At 72.2% G+C, this 16,719-nt stretch carries 16 protein-coding genes; 8 read left to right on the top strand and 8 right to left on the bottom strand.

All coding sequences use genetic code 11. The features are described 5' to 3' along the window. Positions 1–869 (bottom strand): MFS transporter (locus OUY22_RS29360; protein ID WP_270158443.1); only part of this gene is annotated, 869 nt, incomplete at its 3' end. 86 nt (positions 870–955) lie between these two features. Between OUY22_RS29360 and OUY22_RS29355 the strand changes: the two genes are divergently transcribed. From OUY22_RS29355 to OUY22_RS29330, 6 genes are all read left to right on the top strand, one after another. Next, positions 956–1,579: a hypothetical protein gene (locus OUY22_RS29355; protein ID WP_270158442.1), complete on the top strand. Its 624-nt coding sequence runs from the start codon at positions 956–958 to the stop codon at positions 1,577–1,579. Next, positions 1,576–3,246: an ABC transporter ATP-binding protein gene (locus OUY22_RS29350; RefSeq protein ID WP_270158441.1), complete on the top strand. Its 1,671-nt coding sequence runs from the start codon at positions 1,576–1,578 to the stop codon at positions 3,244–3,246. Before OUY22_RS29355 ends, OUY22_RS29350 begins: the two co-directional genes overlap by 4 nt. Next, positions 3,243–4,982: a thiol reductant ABC exporter subunit CydC gene (gene cydC / locus OUY22_RS29345; protein WP_270158440.1), complete on the top strand. Its 1,740-nt coding sequence runs from the start codon at positions 3,243–3,245 to the stop codon at positions 4,980–4,982. The genes OUY22_RS29350 and cydC overlap by 4 nt, the downstream gene beginning before the upstream one ends. A 118-nt stretch (positions 4,983–5,100) precedes the next feature. After that, positions 5,101–5,997 carry a hydroxymethylglutaryl-CoA lyase gene (locus OUY22_RS29340; RefSeq protein ID WP_270158439.1) on the top strand — a complete coding sequence of 299 codons (897 nt, stop codon included), beginning with the start codon at positions 5,101–5,103 and terminating at the stop codon, positions 5,995–5,997. Between the two features lie 78 nt (positions 5,998–6,075). Continuing rightward, entirely contained in the window at positions 6,076–6,885 is an 810-nt protein-coding gene (locus tag OUY22_RS29335) for a VOC family protein (protein WP_270158438.1), read from the top strand. Between the two features lie 50 nt (positions 6,886–6,935). Then, positions 6,936–7,379, top strand: coding sequence for a DoxX family protein (locus OUY22_RS29330; protein WP_270158437.1), 444 nt, complete (start codon positions 6,936–6,938; stop codon positions 7,377–7,379). A gap of 12 nt (positions 7,380–7,391) precedes the next feature. Here the strand turns inward: OUY22_RS29330 and OUY22_RS29325 are convergent, their stop codons facing one another. From OUY22_RS29325 to OUY22_RS29300, 6 genes are all read right to left on the bottom strand, one after another. Next, a complete protein-coding gene (locus OUY22_RS29325) occupies positions 7,392–8,021 on the bottom strand; it encodes an isochorismatase family protein (protein WP_270158436.1) in 630 nt (209 codons plus the stop codon). Then, positions 7,970–9,814: a hydantoinase B/oxoprolinase family protein gene (locus OUY22_RS29320; protein ID WP_270158435.1), complete on the bottom strand. Its 1,845-nt coding sequence runs from the start codon at positions 9,812–9,814 to the stop codon at positions 7,970–7,972. Before OUY22_RS29320 ends, OUY22_RS29325 begins: the two co-directional genes overlap by 52 nt. Continuing rightward, positions 9,811–11,814 carry a hydantoinase/oxoprolinase family protein gene (locus OUY22_RS29315; protein WP_270158434.1) on the bottom strand — a complete coding sequence of 668 codons (2,004 nt, stop codon included), beginning with the start codon at positions 11,812–11,814 and terminating at the stop codon, positions 9,811–9,813. Before OUY22_RS29315 ends, OUY22_RS29320 begins: the two co-directional genes overlap by 4 nt. Before the next feature lie 16 nt (positions 11,815–11,830). Then, entirely contained in the window at positions 11,831–13,027 is a 1,197-nt protein-coding gene (locus tag OUY22_RS29310) for a CaiB/BaiF CoA transferase family protein (RefSeq protein ID WP_270158433.1), read from the bottom strand. Beyond that, the gene (locus tag OUY22_RS29305) at positions 13,024–13,674 is read right to left on the bottom strand and encodes a GntR family transcriptional regulator (protein ID WP_270158432.1); all 651 of its coding nucleotides are present in this window, start codon (positions 13,672–13,674) and stop codon (positions 13,024–13,026) included. The genes OUY22_RS29310 and OUY22_RS29305 overlap by 4 nt, the downstream gene beginning before the upstream one ends. 114 nt (positions 13,675–13,788) lie before the next feature. Beyond that, on the bottom strand, positions 13,789–14,781 hold the full coding sequence (locus OUY22_RS29300) for an alpha/beta fold hydrolase (protein ID WP_270158431.1): 993 nt from the start codon (positions 14,779–14,781) through the stop codon (positions 13,789–13,791). A 75-nt stretch (positions 14,782–14,856) separates the two neighbouring features. On the opposite strand from OUY22_RS29300, the gene OUY22_RS29295 reads away from it, so the two are divergent. Then, positions 14,857–15,456, top strand: a complete 600-nt coding sequence (locus tag OUY22_RS29295; RefSeq protein WP_270158430.1) for a TetR/AcrR family transcriptional regulator — start codon at positions 14,857–14,859, stop codon at positions 15,454–15,456. Positions 15,457–15,462: 6 nt separating this feature from the next. On the opposite strand, the gene OUY22_RS29290 is transcribed toward OUY22_RS29295, so the two are convergent. Next, positions 15,463–16,287, bottom strand: a complete 825-nt coding sequence (locus OUY22_RS29290; RefSeq protein ID WP_270158429.1) for an MBL fold metallo-hydrolase — start codon at positions 16,285–16,287, stop codon at positions 15,463–15,465. 149 nt (positions 16,288–16,436) lie between these two features. Between OUY22_RS29290 and OUY22_RS29285 the strand changes: the two genes are divergently transcribed. Continuing rightward, positions 16,437–16,719: winged helix-turn-helix domain-containing protein (locus tag OUY22_RS29285; RefSeq protein WP_270158428.1), on the top strand; the 283-nt coding region annotated here is incomplete at its 3' end.

The following is a 16,719-nucleotide window of genomic DNA, read 5'->3' as shown; positions in this document are numbered from 1 at the left end:
CCCTGGCGGTCGGCGGCCCCGAGCGGCAGGTCGAAGGTGCGCTGGTAGAAGGTGGGCAGCCAGAACATCAGCCCGCTCACCCCGAAGAAGACCGTGCTCAGCCCGATCACGATCGCGCGCAGGGTCTTGATCCGCAGCAGCTCCCGCATCTCGCGCAGCACCGGGGCCCGCCGCTCGGGCGCGGGCTCGGGCTGTGGCCGCTGGCCCGTGCGGAGCAGCTCGATGCGGTCGCCGGTGCCGCGCTCGGGCTCGCGCAGGGTCAGGCAGAGCAGGGCGATCAGCATGCCGGGCACCGCCACCAGGAAGAACATGGTGCGCCAGCCGTAGGCGTCGGCGAGCGCCCCGCCGGCGATGATGCCGACGGGCGGCCCGGCGAAGTAGCCGAACCGCTCCAGCGAGAACGCCCGGGCCCGGCTGCTGCCGGGGAAGTAGTCGGCCAGCAGGCTGGAGGCGGCCGGGTTGTACAGCAGGCCCGCGCCGCCGAGCAGCACCCGAACGGTGAACAGCAGCGCGTACGTGGCGACCAGCCCGCTGCCGAGGGTGAGCAGGGACCAGACGGCCACCACCAGGGCCAGGGTCCAGGTCCGGCGGCCCCGGTCGGCCAGCCGCCCGGCGGGGATCAGCAGGATGACCCCGGCCAGCGAGGCGGCCGTGGCGATGGCGCCGCCGGCCGTGTCGCCGAAGCCCAGCTCCCGCTGGATGTCGGCGAGGGCGCCCGCCATCAGGTTGAACTCGACCCGGTCGATGAAGGCGATCAGGGCGATGCAGATCGCGGGCCACCATCCGAAGGGCGCGGCGGCGGCCAGCCTGATCCGGAGCGGCGCCCGTCCGACGATGGGGACCTCGAGATGCTCATCGCTGTTCGACATGCGCACATCGTTATGGAAACACTGTTTCCCGTCAATGGATCTCGTCCCTATCTTGGAAACACTGTTTCCCACACGAGGACCTGCTGATGGATTATCCGATCTCTCTCGCGCTCGTCGACTTCCTGCCCGTCACCGCCATGGCCATCGGAGTCGTCCTGCTCATCCCGTACGCCCGCCACCCCGCCGTGGCGACGGGCGGAGCGCTCATCGTGCTCGGCGGGGCGCTCAAGGCCGTCTGGAAGCTCATCGTCGCGCTCGACGGGCCGGACCTCGTCTGGTTATCCGAGTCCCAGTTCTTCCTCCTCGGCACCGGCTACACGCTGATGGCGTGGGCGCTGCTGGCCATCGGACCCGGCCGCAGGCCGCCGCCGTGGGCGTTCGCCGGCTTCGCGCTGCTGGGCGCCGCCGCGGCGATCGCCGTCCGGGACACCTGGCCGATGCTGATCGTGACGACCGTCTCGGCCACCCTCGTGGGCATCCGGCTGCTGCTGCTCGCCCGCCGGGCCGGGGCCACCCGCGCGGTCTACCTGTTCGGCTTCACCCTGTTCGGCACGTACACGATGGGATTCCTCGGGTCGCGGCCCGAGCAGACCCTTACCCTGCAGTGGATCGAAGAATCGCTCAACACGCTCACCTGGTCCGCCTTCGCCCTCGGCGTCTGGACGCTGGCGCGCACGACGGTCCGCCAGGAAGATCGGAGGAGTCCTTGACGCCGCTGATGCGGCCCATCCGCGGACCGGTCCTGCTGTCCGTGCTGGGCACCTGGCTCCAGGCCCTCGCCACCACCGCGCTGCTGCTGTTCACCGGCCAGGCGATCGGCCAGATCGCCGCGGGCGGCCCGCCCGCCGCCGGGACCCTCACCGGCCTGGCCGTCGCGGCCGTCGCCCGCGCGCTGTGCGCCGCCTGGGTGCCGGCGATCACCATCCGCGCAGGCGGCCGGCTGGAACGGGACCTGCGCGACCGGGTCTACCGCCACCTGCTCCGGCTCGGCGCCCCGCTGCGCTCCAGCGAGCAGACCGGCCGCCTGGTCTCCACCGGCACCGAGGCCGTCGAACTCGTCGCCACCTACTACGCCACCTTCCTCGGCCCGATCCTCGCCTCGATGACCGTGCCGGTCCTCGTCCTGACCGCCATCGCGATCTTCATCGACCCGTGGACCGCGCTCATCCTGGCCCTCGTCGTCCCGGTCATCCCGCTCACCGTCGGCGGCTTCCAGCGGGCCTTCACCAAGGTCAGCGACGGCTACCGCGAGACCGCCAACCGGCTGGCCGCGCGCTTCCTGGACGCCCTGCAGGGCCTGACCACGCTCAAGCTCTTCAACCAGGGATCCGCCCACGGCCGGACCCTGGCCAAGGCCTCGGAGGACCTGCGCCAGGCGATCATGCGGCTGCTGGCCGGCAACCAGGTCATCCTCTTCGTGGTCGACACGATCTTCTCCCTCGGCATGATCGTCGCGGCGACCGTCCTGGCGATGGTCCGCCTGCGCGACGGCGCGATCGGCGTGGGCGAGGCGGTCGCCCTGGTGCTGCTGGCCACCCAGCTCGTCGAGCCGCTGGACAAGGTCGGCCAGTTCTTCTACGTCGGCATGGGCGGCATGGCCGCCGCGAAGGAGATCAGAACCCTGCTGGCCGAGCAGCCCGCGGTCACCGACCCCGGCGGCGAGAACCCGCGGCGGACCACCTCCGAGGTGGCCTTCGACGCGGTCAGCTTCGGCTACCTCGCCGACACCCCGGTGCTGCGGAAGGTGAGCTTCACCATCGCGCCCGGCGAGAAACTGGCGCTCGTCGGCCCCTCGGGATCGGGCAAGACGACCGTCGCCGCGCTGCTCCAGCGCAACCTGGACCCCGGCGAGGGCACGATCCGCGTCGGCGGTCACGACGTCACCGCCGTGCCCGCCTCCTGGGTGCGCGAGCAGATCAGCGTCGTCGCCCAGACCACCTACCTGTTCACCGGCACACTGCGCGACAACCTCAAGGTCGCCGCGCCGGACGCCGACGACGACCGGCTGCGCGAGGCGCTCGCCGTGGCCAACCTCGCCCTGGACCTCGACACCCCGGTGGGCGAGCGCGGCCTGACCCTGTCGGGCGGCCAGGCGCAGCGGGTGTCGATCGCCCGGGCCATGCTGAAGGACGCGCCCATCCTGGTCCTGGACGAGCCGACCTCCAACGTGGACCTGGAGTCGGAGGCGGCGATCCTGTCCGCGCTCGACCGGCTCACCGCCGGGCGGACCGTACTCGTGATCGCGCACCGGCTGTCCACCGTCCGCGACGCCGACCGGATCGCGGTCCTGGAGAACGGCGCCGTCACCGAGCAGGGCACGCACGAGGAACTCATGACGGGTGACGGCCACTACGCACGGGCGGTGAGGTCACGATGAACCGGATCCAGATCAGCCGGCGACTGCTCGCCTTCGGCCGGCCGCTCAAGGTCCCGCTGGCCGTCTCGGTCACCTTCCGCGTCCTGCAGATGTGCCTGGGCATCGCGCTCTACGGCGTCGGCGCCTGGGGCGTGGTCAAGGTCGCCTCCGGCGAGCCGGAGGCGATCGGCGGGATCGCCGTGGCCATGGTCGTCATGGCCTTCGCCAAGGGCCTGTTCCGCTACGTCGAGCAGTACTTCGGGCACTTCGTCGCCTTCAAGCTGCTCTCCCTGCTCCGCGACGACTTCTACGACCGGGTCGAACCGCAGGCCCCCGCCGGGATCGAGGGCGGGCGCTCCGGCGACCTGCTCTCCCGCGTGATGAAGGACATCGACCGGATCGAGGTCTTCTACGCGCACACCATCGCCCCGGCGCTGGCCGCGGCCGTCGTGCCGGTGATCACCCTGTCCGTGCTGGGGTCGGTCTTCAGCCCGGCGGCGGCGCTGGTCCTCGCGCCGTTCCTGATCGCGGTGGGCATCGGGGTGCCGTGGCTGAGCCACCGCGCCGCCGCCACGGCCGCGACCGACCTGCGCCGCTCACGCGGCGAGGTCTCCCAGCATCTCACCGACGGCGTGCAGGGCATCCGGGAGGTGCTCGCGTTCGGGTACGGCCCGCGGCGGCTGGCCGAACTGGACCGGCTCGGCGCGGACGGCTCCTCGGCCATCGGCAGGCTCGGCAGCCTGATCGCGCTGCGTCGCGGGCTCAACGAGCTGCTCGTCGCCACCGGCGTCATCGCGGTCCTGTTCACCGGATACGCCCAGGGCCTCGGCTGGCAGGACATCGCGATCACGGTCGCGATCAGCCTGGCGGCCTTCGGCCCGGTGCTGGGGGTCGAGGAGTTCGTCGCCGACCTGGAGCAGGCGTTCGCCTCCGCCCGCCGCCTGTGGGAGATCACCGACCGGCCGCCCCTGGTCAGCGATCCTGACGCCCCCGAGCCCCGGCCCGCCGGCCGGTCGATCGCCTTCGAGTCGGTGACCTTCGCCTACCCGGGCCGGTCCGCGCCCGCGCTGGAGGACGTCTCCTTCACCGTGCCCGAGGGCAGGCGGTACGCGGTCGTGGGCGCCTCGGGCTCGGGCAAGTCCACGATGGTCTCGCTCCTGCTCAGGTTCTGGGACGTGGACTCCGGCGCGATCCGCGTCGGCGGCGTCCCGGTCGACCGGCTCGGCCTGGACGACCTGCGCGACCTGGTGGCGGTGGTGGGCCAGCGGACCTACCTGTTCAACGACACGGTGGCCGCCAACCTGCGGCTCGCCAGGCCGTCCGCCACCCAGGAGGAGCTGGAGGCCGCCTGCCGCCGGGCCGCCCTGCACGACACGATCATGGCGATGCCCGATGGCTACGACAGCGTGATCGGCGAGATGGGCGAGCGGCTCTCCGGCGGCCAGCGGCAGCGGCTGGCCATCGCCCGCGCCCTGCTCAAGGACGCTCCGATCATCGTGCTGGACGAGGCCACGTCCGAGCTGGACACGCACACCGAGGCCGAGATCCAGCGTCAGGTCGACGAGCTGGCCGAAGGCAGGACCCTCCTGGTCATCGCGCACCGCCTGGCCACGGTGACCGACGCCGACCGCATCCTGGTGGTGGATCACGGCCGGCTCGTGGAACAGGGCACCCACGCGGAGCTGCTGGCCCGCCAGGGCGCCTACGCCCGCCTGTACGCCCGCCAGAGCGACGACCTGGACCGGGCGGCCGGATGAGGCGGCCGGCGGGCTCTCGCGACCACACAGAGGAAAGATTGTATGCAAGAAGCGTGTTGATCAGCGAGATTCGTACTGATATATAGACTTTCTGCGTACGACTTGCTATCCAAGATGTATGCAATCCACTGACATCAGCCTGGTCGAAGTGGGCCCCCGGGACGGGCTCCAGAACGAGTCCGTCCTGGTGGGCACCGACGACAAGGTGGCCTACATCGAGGCGCTGGCCGACGCCGGCCTGACCCGCATCGAGGCGGTCAGCTTCGTCCACCCCCGCCTGGTGCCCCAGATGGCCGACGCCGAGCAGGTGATGGCCCGGGTGCCCCGGCGCGACGGGCTCAGCTACATCGGCCTGATCGTCAACGAGCGCGGCCTGGACCGGGCGCTGGACGCCGGCGTCGACGAGGTCAACGTCACCGTGGTCGCCACCGAGACCTTCTCCCAGCGCAACCAGGGCATGACCATCGCGGCCGCGCTCGACTCCTTCGCCGCCATCTCCGCCCGCGCGCGGGCGGCCGGGCTGCGGGTGACAGCGACGGTCGGCGCCTCGTTCGGCTGCCCCTTCGAGGGCGAGGTGTCGCCGGACCACGTCGCCGCCATGGTCCGGCGCTGCGCCGAGGCGGGCGCCGACGAGATCGCGCTGGCCGACACCATCGGCGTCGGCGTGCCCGCCGACGTGCGCCGCCTGACCGAGGCGGTGCGCGCCGTCACGGACCTGCCGCTCCGCTTCCACTTCCACAACACCCGCAACACCGGGTACGCCAACGCCCTGGCCGCCGTCGAGGCCGGGGCGAGCGCCCTGGACGCCAGCAGCGGAGGCATCGGCGGCTGCCCGTTCGCCCCCGCCGCCACGGGCAACATCGCCACCGAGGACCTCGCCTACGCCCTGCGCCGCTCGCACATCCGTACCGGAGTGGACCTGGGGCAGCTGACCACGGCGGCGGCCTACATCGGCGAGCGGCTGGGCGCGCCGGTCCCCGCCCTGCTGGGACGCGCGGGTGACTTCCCGTCCTGACCACCCGCTCCCCGAGGGCGCCGAAGTGATCAGGAATCGAGAAGCCCGGACCTGAGGGCCGCCCCTAGCGTTGCCCTGGTGAACAGCACTCTCCCTTCGGCTCTCACGCTCGACGTCGTCACCCTCGGGGCGCCCGAGCCGCACGCCGCGCGCGACTTCTACAGCACCACGTTCTCGGCCGCCACCGCGGACGACGGCGACTCGGTGAACCTCGACCTGCACGGGACCGGGCGGCTCACCCTGTCCGCGGCCGAGGGACTCGCCGCGGACGCGGGCGCGGAACCGGCGACGGCAGGGTTCCGCGGCTACGTGATCACCTGCGTCGTCAACCAGCCCACCGAGGTCAGGGCCCTGATGGACGCCGCCGTACGGGGCGGCGCGGAGGTGCTCAAGCCGGCCAAGAAGGCCCTGTTCGGTTCGTTCTCCGGGGCGTTCCGGGCGCCGGACGGCGCCATCTGGAAACTGGCGGCGGCCACCGGTAAGGACACCGGCCCGGCGGCGGAGAGCCCGGCGCCGACCGAGACCACCCTCATCCTCGGCGTCGCCGCGCCCAAGGCGTCGAAGGCCTTCTACGAGGCCCTGGGCATGCCGGTCGACCGCGACTACGGCAGCAAGTACATCGACTTCCACCCCGCCGAGGCGGCGGTCAGGCTGTGCCTGATGGAACGCGGGGTCCTGGCCAGGGACGCGGGCACGACCAGGGACGGCGACGGCTTCCCCTCGATGGTCCTCACCCACACGGCCGAGTCCCCGGAACAGGTCGACGCCCTCCTGGCGGCGGCGGCCGCCGCCGGAGGGCGGATCACCGTCCCCGCCGCACCGACGGCCCAGGGATATGCCGGCTCCTTCACCGACCCGGACGGCTTCTGGTGGCGGGTGACGCACTGAGCCCTCCGGGCCGTGCCCGTGCCCGTTCCCGGGACGGCCGACGAGGACGGTTGCCCGAACACGACGACGACAAGGAGCAGAGCGACATGGCGAAAAGCCGAAATATCACCTATTGGGTTTCCACCCTCGTGCTCGCCTCGGGGTTGGTCGGCTCCGGGGTCCAGCAGGTGCTGAGATCCGAAGGCGAGGGGGCGCTGGCGCCGCCCTACGCCTGGGGCATCGTGGAGCTGGGCTACCCCGTCTACGTCCTGACCCTGCTGGGCACCTGGAAGATCCTGGGGGCGGTGGCGATCGTCGCCCCCGGGTATCCGCTGGTCAAGGAGTGGGCGTACGCGGGGCTCGGCTTCCTCCTGACAGGAGGGATGTTCTCGCACCTCGCCTCGGGCGACCCGTGGTACCAGCTGCTGCCGGCGTTCTTCCTCCTCGTTCTCACGGTCCTGTCGTGGCACTTCAGGCCGGCCGGCAGGAGGCTGGTGACCGCTCCCGCCGGCTGACCGGGCACCGCGTCAGAGCCGCCGCAGCACCTCCTCCTCGTCCCAGACCTCGCCGTACTTGGCCTGGATGTCGAAGAGGTTCGCCTCGTGCGGGCCCGGGTCGCGGTCGCCGACCGCCTGCCGGACCACCACCGGGACGAAGCCGTGCTGCACCGCGTCGACCGCGCTGGCCCGGATGCACCCGCTGGTGGACACGCCCGTGATGAGCAGGGTGTCCACCCGCAACGCGGTCAGCGTGGAGGCGAGCGTGGTGCCGAAGAACGCGCTGGCGTACTGCTTGACGATCACGACCTCGCCGTCGGCGGGCGCCACCTCCGGCATCAACTCGCCCAGCGGCCCCGCGAGACGCCGCAGCGGGGGCACCTTGCGGTAGAACAGCCCGCCGTCGAGCCCGCCCGCACCGAACGCGACCCGGGTGTGGACCACCGGCAGGCCGGCCGCGCGGGCCGCCGACAGCACCCGGGCGGCGCTGTCCAGGCAGTCCCGCGACCCCATGTAGAGGTCCGCGCCGGGCTCGAAGTACGCCCGCATCAGGTCGATGAGGATGAGCGCGGGACGCTCCCCGAACGGGAGCGTCCCGTCGAACGGGTTCACGCCCTGGCCGGGGGCCGGGGAGCGGGCAGGCCGGTCTCCTCCTCGCACCTGGCCAGGATCTCCGCCATCGGCGGGCCCATGTCGAAGACCTTCGGCTCCGGCCGGGTGCGTCCGAGCTCGGCCCGCAGGTCACGGGTGGCCGCCTCGTCCACGGCGCCGTCGGCCGCGCAGACCACGCCGTAGCGGCGGGCGCCCTGCGCCGTCAGCAGGCCGCGCCGCACCTCCAGCCCGACCAGGGCGGGGTCGCGGGCGAGCGGGTCGCCCCAGCCGCCGCCGCCCCAGGTGACGAAGTGCAGCACGTCACCGGGCTTGACCGGCACGTCGTGCACCTTACTCGGCAGGATCTCCCTGCCGCCGTCCGCCCGCTCGATCCACTTGCGGCCGCGCGCCCCCGGCTCGCCGCCGTTGACGCCCCACGGGTAGGTCAGCCAGCGGTCGTCGTGGATCGCGATCGTGCCCGGCTCCAGGAACCGGTACGCCACGTCCACGCCGTTGCCGCCCCGGTGCAGGCCCGCTCCCCCGCTGTCGGCGACGGTCTCCCAGCGCTCGATGCGCAGCGGGTAGTACGACTCCAGGAACTCGCACGGGATGTTGGTGAACGACGGCCACAGCGAGTGGCCGTCGGGGCCGTCGCCGATCGGCCTGCCCGGGATGCCGCCGAAGCCGATGGAGTAGAGCTGGAAGCCGTCGCCCGCGTACATGAAGTGCGGCGAGGAGGAGAAGCCGGCCGCGTTCAGCAGGTCGGGCGTCTTCTGCCCGAGCAGCCCGCCGAACAGGTCGAAGATCCGGCCGATGCCGTGGTTGCGGGCGTTGAGCGCGGCGGGATACTCCGGCTTCCAGAAGCTCTTGTCCGGGATGCGCACGTCGATCAGCGGATAGAAGCCGTCGTTCCAGAGGATCTGCGGGTCGGCCACCGTGATGAGGTAGATCCCGAAGAACATCCGGGCGAGGTTCTCGTTCAGGTAGTAGTTGATCGGCCCCTCGGACTGCGCGGAGCTGCCGGTGAAGTCGAGCAGCACCTTGTCGCCCGTGCGGGTCAGCGACAGCACCAGCTCGTACGGGCCGTTGCCGACGCCGTCGTCGCAGATGTAGTCCTTGAACGTGAGCGTCTCGCCGTCCTCGAACAGGGTGGTGAGCAGCGTCCGCATCGCGTCGTGGTTGCGCTGGAGCAGCGCCCGCAGGGCCGAGGTGTAGGTGTCCGCGCCGAAACGGGCGCACAACTCCTGGATGCGGCGCCCGGCGGTGCGGCAGGCGGCCACGATGCCGTTGAGGTCGGCCCGGTTCCAGTCGGGCCGGCGCACCTGGTTGAGGATGATGCGCAGCGCGTCCTCGTTCAGCACGCCCTTGGAGTAGAGCTTGAAGGGCGGGATGACCACGCCCTCCTCGAAGATCGTGCGCGCGTCGGTCGGCATCGAGCAGGCGGTCTTGCCTCCGACGTCCGACATGTGGCCGAACATCGACGCCCAGCCGACCACCCGCCCGTCCACGTACACCGGCATGACGACCAGCCAGTCGTTGGCGTGGCTGATCGCGCCGTCGCAGGAGTACGGGTCGGAGGTGAGCAGCACGTCGCCCTCCTCCACGGTCCCGTCGAACCGGTCGAGCAGCGCCGGGATGGACAGCCCGAACTGCCCGGCGACCATCCGCCCGTCGGCGTCGGCGATGAGCGGGAACTCGTCGTGCTGCTCGCGGATGCCCGGCGACAGGGCGGTGCGGAAGAGCACCTCGTCCATCTCGTAGCGGGCGTTGCGCAGCGCGTTCTCGATGATGTCGAGCGTGACGGGGTCGACCTCGGTCTCGGCCAGAGGTGCCGTCGCGGTTTGGATGATCTGGGCCATCATGCCTCCAGTGGCCGGATGAGCAGGCTGCCGCTCTCGTGCACCTCGGCCACGTGGCCGGGCAGGACGAGCGTGGTGGAGTCCATCTCGGTGACGATCGCGGGCCCTTCGACCAGGTTGCCCGCGAGCAGGGCGGCGCGGTCGTAGACCGAGGCCTCCGCCCAGCCGCCGTCGATCCAGACCTCGTGCTTGCCGGCGGGCTCGGCCTCGGGCCCGCCGCGCGCGAGCCGGACCGGCTGGACGTCGGGGCGCGGCCCGCTCACCGAGGCGCGGGCGCTGACGATCTCGTGCTCGTTGCTCAGCAGGAAGGAGAACAGCCGCTCGTGCTCGGCGTCGAACGCCTTGCCCAGCGCCTCCAGCCCGGTGTCCAGGCCGAGGTCGATCGGGATCTCGAAACCCTGGCCGTGGTAGCGCACGTCGACCTGGTACGTGACGGTCTGGTCGGCGCGGTCCACGCCCTCGGCCTCCAGGGTGGCGGCGGCCCGCTCGGCCAGCTCGGCCAGCATCTGCCTCAGCTCGTCGTCGGTCAGCTGGGAGAAGCGCTTGATGCTGGTCCTGGCCGCCTCGTCGCGCAGGCACGTGGTCGCGTCGCCGTACGCGCACAGCACGCCGGGCGACGGCGGGATGATGACCGGCCACGAGCCGGTCAGCCGGCCGAGCGCGTTGGCGTGCAGCGGCCCGGCCCCGCCGAAGGCGACCAGCGCGAAGTCGCGCGGGTCGAAGCCCTGCTGGACGGAGACCAGGCGGAGCGCGCCGAACATGTTCTCGTTGACGATGTCGACGATGCCCTGCGCGGCGGCCTCCACCGTCAGCCCCATCGCCTCGGCCACCTTCCGCACCGCCTCGCGGGACCGTTCCCGGTCCAGCGTGATCTCGCCGCCGGCCAGCCGCGACGGCAGGTAGCCCAGCACCACGTTGGCGTCGGTGACGGTGGGCTCCGTGCCGCCCTTGCCGTAGGCGGCCGGTCCGGGCTCCGCGCCCGCCGACTGCGGGCCGACGCGCAGCGCCCGGGTCAGCGCGGGGACGTGCGCGATCGAGCCGCCGCCTGCGCCGACGGTCCGCACGTCCACCGAGGCCGAGCGTACGGTGAGGTCGCCCACCTTGGTCTCGCGGCCGACCCGCGGCCGGGCGTCCTGGACGAGCGCCACGTCGGTGGAGGTGCCGCCCATGTCGAAGGTGAGGAAGTCGGTGAACCCCGCCTGCTCGGCCACCCAGGTGGCGCCCGCGACCCCGCCGGCCGGGCCGGACAGCAGCATGTTGACCGGCGCCGCCTTGGCGTTCGCGCGGGAGGCCAGGCCGCCGTCGCTGCGCAGCACGTACAGGTCGAGGCCCAGGTTGTCCAGGTAGGTGGCGACCCTCGGCTGGACGTAGGCGTTGGCGACCGTGGTGACGGTCCGCTCGTACTCGCGCAGCTCGGGCAGCACCTGGGAGGAGATCGAGACGGGCACCCCCGGCAGCTCCTCGGCCGCCAGCTCGGCGACGCGGCGCTCGTGGCCGTCGAAGGCGAAGGAGTTGATCAGCGAGACGGCCAGCGCCTCGACGCCGCGCAGCGACCGCAGCTTGGCCCGCAGGTCGTCCTCGTCCAGCGGCGTCACCACCGAGCCGTCGGCGGCGACCCGCTCGACGGCCTCCACGGTGTCCTCCAGAGCGGCGAGCGGCTCCGGCTTGGGCCAGATGATCCACCCCGCCAGGCCGCCGGGCACGAACGAGCGGGCGATCTGCAGCACCTGGCGGAAGCCCGCCGTGGTGACCAGGCCGACCCTGGCGCCCTTGCCCTCCAGGATGGCGTTGGTGGCGACGGTGGTGCCGTGCAGGATCTCCCCGATCTCCTCCGGGGAGACGCCCGCCACCGCGCACGCCTTCTCCACGCCGGCCAGGACGCCGATCGACTGGTCGTGGGGAGTGGACGGAGTCTTGGCGCGGAAAGTCTGCCCTGACTCCTGATCGATGAGAAGGATGTCGGTGAACGTCCCTCCGACGTCCACCCCGAGCCGGTAGCGCATGGGGGGTTCCTCGCTTCTAGATGATTCCGGCCGTGGAGAGGTCCGCGACCTCCTCAGGGGTGAGGCCGAGCAGGCCGCCGTAGACCTCCTCGTTGTGCTGGCCGAGCGCGGGCCCCGCGCTGCGCACCCGGCCGGGGGTGCCGGACAGCTTCGGCACCACGTTCTGCATGGCCACCTCGCCGAAGTCCGGGTGCGGCACGTTGACGATGGCCTCACGGGCGGCGAAGTGCGGGTCGGCGAACATGTCCTTGGCCGTGTAGATCCGCCCGGCCGGCACGCCGCCGTCGTGCAGCAGCCGCAGCAGCTCGTCGGCCGGGTGGCCGGCGGTCCAGGCGGCGATGATCTCGTCCAGCTCGTCCATGTTCTCGCCGCGGGCGCCGTGGGTGGCGTACCGCTCGTCGTCGGCCAGCTCCTTGGCGCCCATGACCTGGGCCAGCCGGGTGAAGACGCTGTCCTGGTTGGCGGCGATGAGGATCGCGTCGCCGTCCCGGGTGGGGTAGACGTTGCTGGGCGAGACGTTCGGCAGCACCGGGCCGGTGCGCTCGCGCTGGTAGCCGGCCTGCTGCCACTCGGGCAGCAGCGACTCCATCATGGCCAGCACGGCCTCGTAGATCGCCGAGTCGACCACCTGGCCGCGGCCGCTGCGGTCCCGCTCGTGCAGCGCCACCAGCGTGCCGACGCAGGCGTGGGTGGCGGCCAGCGAGTCGCCGAGCGAGATCCCGGCCCGCGACGGCGGCAGGCTGGGGTCGCCGGTGACGTAGCGGATGCCGCCCATGGCCTCGCCGATCGACCCGTAGCCGGCGCGCGGCGCGTACGGGCCGGTCTGCCCGAACCCGGTCACCCGGGTGATCACCAGCCGGGGGTTGATCGCGTGCAGCTCGGCCGGCGACATGCCCCAGCGCTCCAGCGTGCCGGGCCGGAAGTTCTCCAGCAGCACGTCCGACTCGGCGACCAGCTTCCTGACCAGGTCCTGGCCCTGCCGGGTGCGCAGGTCGCAGGTGACCGACTTCTTGTTGCGCGCCACGACCGGCCACCACAGCGACTTGCCGTGCGGCTTCTCCCGGCCCCACTGCCGCATCGGGTCGCCGCGGCCGGGATCCTCCACCTTGATCACTTCCGCGCCGAAGTCGCCGAGCAACTGCCCGCAGAAAGGGCCGGCCAGCAACTGGCCGAGCTCGATGACCCGTACGTCGTCCAGCGGGAGATGAGTCATGCCTTCTTCCTTGGTTTCCATGGCTTCATGGGCTTTCTCGGGCCGAGCAGGGACGCGCGGGCCGAGAACAGGTGCGCTCGCATGACGGCCTCCGCCCATTCGGGGTCCCCGGCCCGCACTGCTGCCGCGATCTCGATGTGGTGGTTGACGCTGCGCCGCATGGCCTCCTCGTCGAAGGCGCTGTACGTGCGCAGCAGGATGGGTGAGTGGACCAGCGCGCTGATCGACTGGGCGAGTATCGCGCTGCCGCCCAGGCGCACCAGTTCCTGGTGGAACTCGGTGTTGAGCCGGTAGACCGCGTCGAACTCGCGCCGCTCGGCGTGCTCGCCGAGCGACACGGCCACCTCGTGCAGCCGCGCCGCGTCCTCCTCGGTGGCGGTCGCGGCGGCCTGCCGGGCGGCCAGCCCTTCGATCCTGGCCCGCAGCTCGAAGATGGTCTCCAGATCCGCCGCCGGGTACTCGACGACTCTGGCGCCCTTGTTGGCGACGACCTCGACCAGGCCCTCGGACTGCAGGTGGCGCAGGGCCTCGCGGACGGGGGTGCGGCTCACCTGGAGCAGCTGGGCGAGCTCGACCTCACCCAGCCGGTCGCCTGGCGCGTAGCGGCCGCCGAGGATCAGGGCCCTGAGATCATCAATGACGGACATGCATACATCCTCACGCCGAATGTCCCGATTATGGACACATTCGGACCTGAGGGCAAGATTTTTGCATACATCTAATCGGGATTTTCGGTCGTCACCTTCCGGGGTTCCGGTCGGTCAGCGGGCGTCGAGGAAGGCGGCGAGGTCGGCGGCGATCTCCTCGGGGTGCTCGCCGCTGAGCGCGTGCGAGGCGTCCGGATAGACCTTCACCGTGCCGTTCCGCAGCGCACGCCCGGCGACCTCGCGGGAGACGCCGGGGTCGTGCATCACGGACTTCCCGGCCAGGATCGCCAGCACCGGCATCGTCAGGCCGCCCAGCGCCTGCTCACCGATGAGCGAAGGCTGCGGCAGCTTGAGCGTGTAGGCGCGCATCCCGGACTCGATCAGGTCCGCCACCGGCACGTCCTCCACGGGGGCGCCGCCGGCGGTGTAGGAGTTGAACGAGTCGCGCCAGGACTTCGGCAGCCACGGTACCGAGGCGGGGATGGCGCGGACCGCGGTGCCGGCCGGGATATCCGAGAACGTGTACACGGGGTCGAGCAGGGTCAGCGTGGCGACGTGCCGGGGCCGGTGGACGGCGAGGTTGGCGGCGGTCCAGCCGCCGATGGACAGCCCGACCAGGTGGAAGGACTCCTCCGGCAACCGCGCGAGCACCTGGTCGAGCCAGGCCGCCTGGTCGGCGTCGGAGGTGATCGGCGCCTCCTGCACGCTCTTGCCGGGCTCGCCCAGCAGATCGATGGTGTAGACGTCACCGATCTTGAGCAGGTGCGGCAGGTTGCCGGCCCACACCGGGGACGCGGACGCCCTGCCGGGCAGCAGCACCAGCGCCCCGGCCCCGCCGGAGGCGCCCGTGTACCGGTAGACCCGCACGAACCCGAAGTCGGTCCGCACGTCGATCGTCTCGGCGGCCCGCGGCATGTCCGCCATCGCCCGGTCGTAGGCGGCCATGAAGTCCGCGCGGTCCGCGGCGCTGTTCCAGTGGCCCACCGGTGACGGCTGGCGCAGGAGGAAGGCCACGGCGACCACCATCACGGCGACGACGCCGCCGATGACCTTCAGCGCCCGGCGGCGGCGCGGGGCGGCCGGGCCGTCGGGCTGGACGTCCTCCATGAGTGCCTCCTCTGAACATCGGTCAGATTTTTGACCGTACGGTCAGAGAATACGCGACACGATACCGTCGTGCTCATGGCAGCAAGGCGAACGACGCCAGGAGCTGAGGACAGGCCGCTCAGCTTCATCGAGCAGACGCGGCGTACCCAGCTCATCGAGGTCACGATCCGCCTGGTGGCCGAGCACGGCTACGCCGCCGCCTCGCTGGCGCGGATCGCCCAGGCCGCGGGCATCACCAAGGGCGCGGTGCTCTACCACTTCGCCTCCAAGGACGCGGTCGTGGCGGCGGCTCACGCGCGGGTGCTGGACGCGCTGGTGGCCGACGTCGGGGCGGCCGTCGAGGCCGCGCCCGCCGATCAGGCCCCGGCCGCGTACGTGCGACGGATGGTCGGCCACCTGGCCGAGCGCCCCGACCACGCCCGGCTGATCGTCGAGGCGATGCTCCACCACGGCCGCCCAGCGCCGGAAGCCCGCTGGAAGCCGCTCGCCGCCCTGCTGCAAAACGCCCGCGAGGCCCGCGGCCTCGACCCGGGGCCGGACCCGCGCACGCTCGCGCTCATCACCGGCGGGGCGATCGACGCGATCGTCGGCGAGCGCCTGCGGGACGCCGCCTATGACGCCGGGGCGGCGGCCGAGTCGCTCATCGAGATGCTGGAGGCCGCCGCCTTCGGCTGAGAGCCGTCAGCCCTCCGTCCGCTCCCTGCGGGCCAGGCCCTCGAGCTGCCCGGCGTGGATCTGGCTCACCCACTCCCAGCCGGGCTCGGCCGACGGGCCGATGCGCGGGTCGCTGAAGGGAAGGCCGTCACGCAGGGCGAGCACGTACGCCCGATCCCGCTCGATCCGCGCCCGCGCCTCGCCGGCTCCGCCGACGGACCCGTGGCCGGGGACGACCACGTCGGCGCCCTCCGCCACCTCCTCCAGCAGCCGCAGCGCGAGGAGGTAGTCCTCGATCGGGTCGGCGGCGTCCAGGTCGAGCATCGGGACCAGGACGTCGGAGAGCATGTCACCGGCGACGAGAACCCCGCGGTCCTCGACGAACAGCGCCGCGTGGCCCGGAGCGTGCGCCTGGTGCTCGACGATCCGGACCTCCGGGCCGTCCCACGGCACCCGCGTCGCCCCGGCGGGCAGGCCGTCGACGAGCCCGAACAGGTCCAGCGGGACCTGCCCGGCGATCTCCGTGTCGAGCAGGTGATCGGCGATGCGGTCCTTGGCGTCCGGGTCGGCCAGCTGATCCCGGACGGCGGCGGCGCAGCGGGCCGTGCCGTGCCGAGGGGCCTCGCCGAGCCGGGGATGCCAGAGCAGGTGGTCCCAGTCCGGGTGCGTCGAGAAGCCCGCCACCACGGTCTGCCCCGAACCGGCCAGGTCGTCGGCGAGACAGGCCAGCTCGTCGCCCCGCACGCCGGGGTCGATGAGCAGCACGCCGGCCCGGCCGTGCACGACCACCGCGTTGGTCCGGACGAACGCGCTCTGGTGGACCAGCACACCCGGCGCGACCTGCCTCAGCACGGGCCCGCCTCCCCTGCCGCGGTCCGTGGCTCGGTGTCGTTCATGCGTCGCCTCCTGCGATCTGCTTGCGGTCGAAGCCGGCTCCCCCTGGAACGCGGCAGGTCACTGAGCCTGGCAGGAATTGGTACACGTCGGTAAGGTCCGACTTCGTGGACCGATCGAGGACCAATTCCGGGCCGGCCGAGGACCTGCTCATCGAGCTGGACCGCGAGGCGGGGGTGTCGCTGCACCGGCAGATCGAGGCGGCCATCCGCACCGGCATCCGGGCCGGCCGGCTGCGATCGGGCACGTCGCTGCCGCCCACCCGCACCCTCGCGGCCGGCCTCGGGGTGTCGCGCGGAGTGGTCGTGGAGGCCTACCAGCAGCTCGCGGCCGAGGGCTACCTCACCAGCCGCTCCCCCCGCGCCCACCCGGTCCAGCGCGTCCAGGAAG

Source organism: Nonomuraea corallina, assembly GCF_027620315.1.
GTDB lineage: Bacteria > Actinomycetota > Actinomycetes > Streptosporangiales > Streptosporangiaceae > Nonomuraea > Nonomuraea corallina.
Note: the sequence above shows the minus strand (reverse complement) of the source record. Positions and strands in the feature narration are given on the sequence as shown.

Coding starts and splice junctions, on each gene's coding strand:
- OUY22_RS29295 (WP_270158430.1), top strand. CDS start 14,857: ATGGCAGCAAGGCGAACGACGCCAGGAGCTGAGGACAGGCCGCTCAGC.
- OUY22_RS29315 (WP_270158434.1), bottom strand. CDS start 11,814: ATGCGCTACCGGCTCGGGGTGGACGTCGGAGGGACGTTCACCGACATC.
- OUY22_RS29310 (WP_270158433.1), bottom strand. CDS start 13,027: ATGACTCATCTCCCGCTGGACGACGTACGGGTCATCGAGCTCGGCCAG.
- OUY22_RS29300 (WP_270158431.1), bottom strand. CDS start 14,781: ATGGAGGACGTCCAGCCCGACGGCCCGGCCGCCCCGCGCCGCCGCCGG.
- cydC (WP_270158440.1), top strand. CDS start 3,243: ATGAACCGGATCCAGATCAGCCGGCGACTGCTCGCCTTCGGCCGGCCG.
- OUY22_RS29320 (WP_270158435.1), bottom strand. CDS start 9,814: ATGATGGCCCAGATCATCCAAACCGCGACGGCACCTCTGGCCGAGACC.
- OUY22_RS29355 (WP_270158442.1), top strand. CDS start 956: ATGGATTATCCGATCTCTCTCGCGCTCGTCGACTTCCTGCCCGTCACC.
- OUY22_RS29340 (WP_270158439.1), top strand. CDS start 5,101: ATGCAATCCACTGACATCAGCCTGGTCGAAGTGGGCCCCCGGGACGGG.
- OUY22_RS29305 (WP_270158432.1), bottom strand. CDS start 13,674: ATGTCCGTCATTGATGATCTCAGGGCCCTGATCCTCGGCGGCCGCTAC.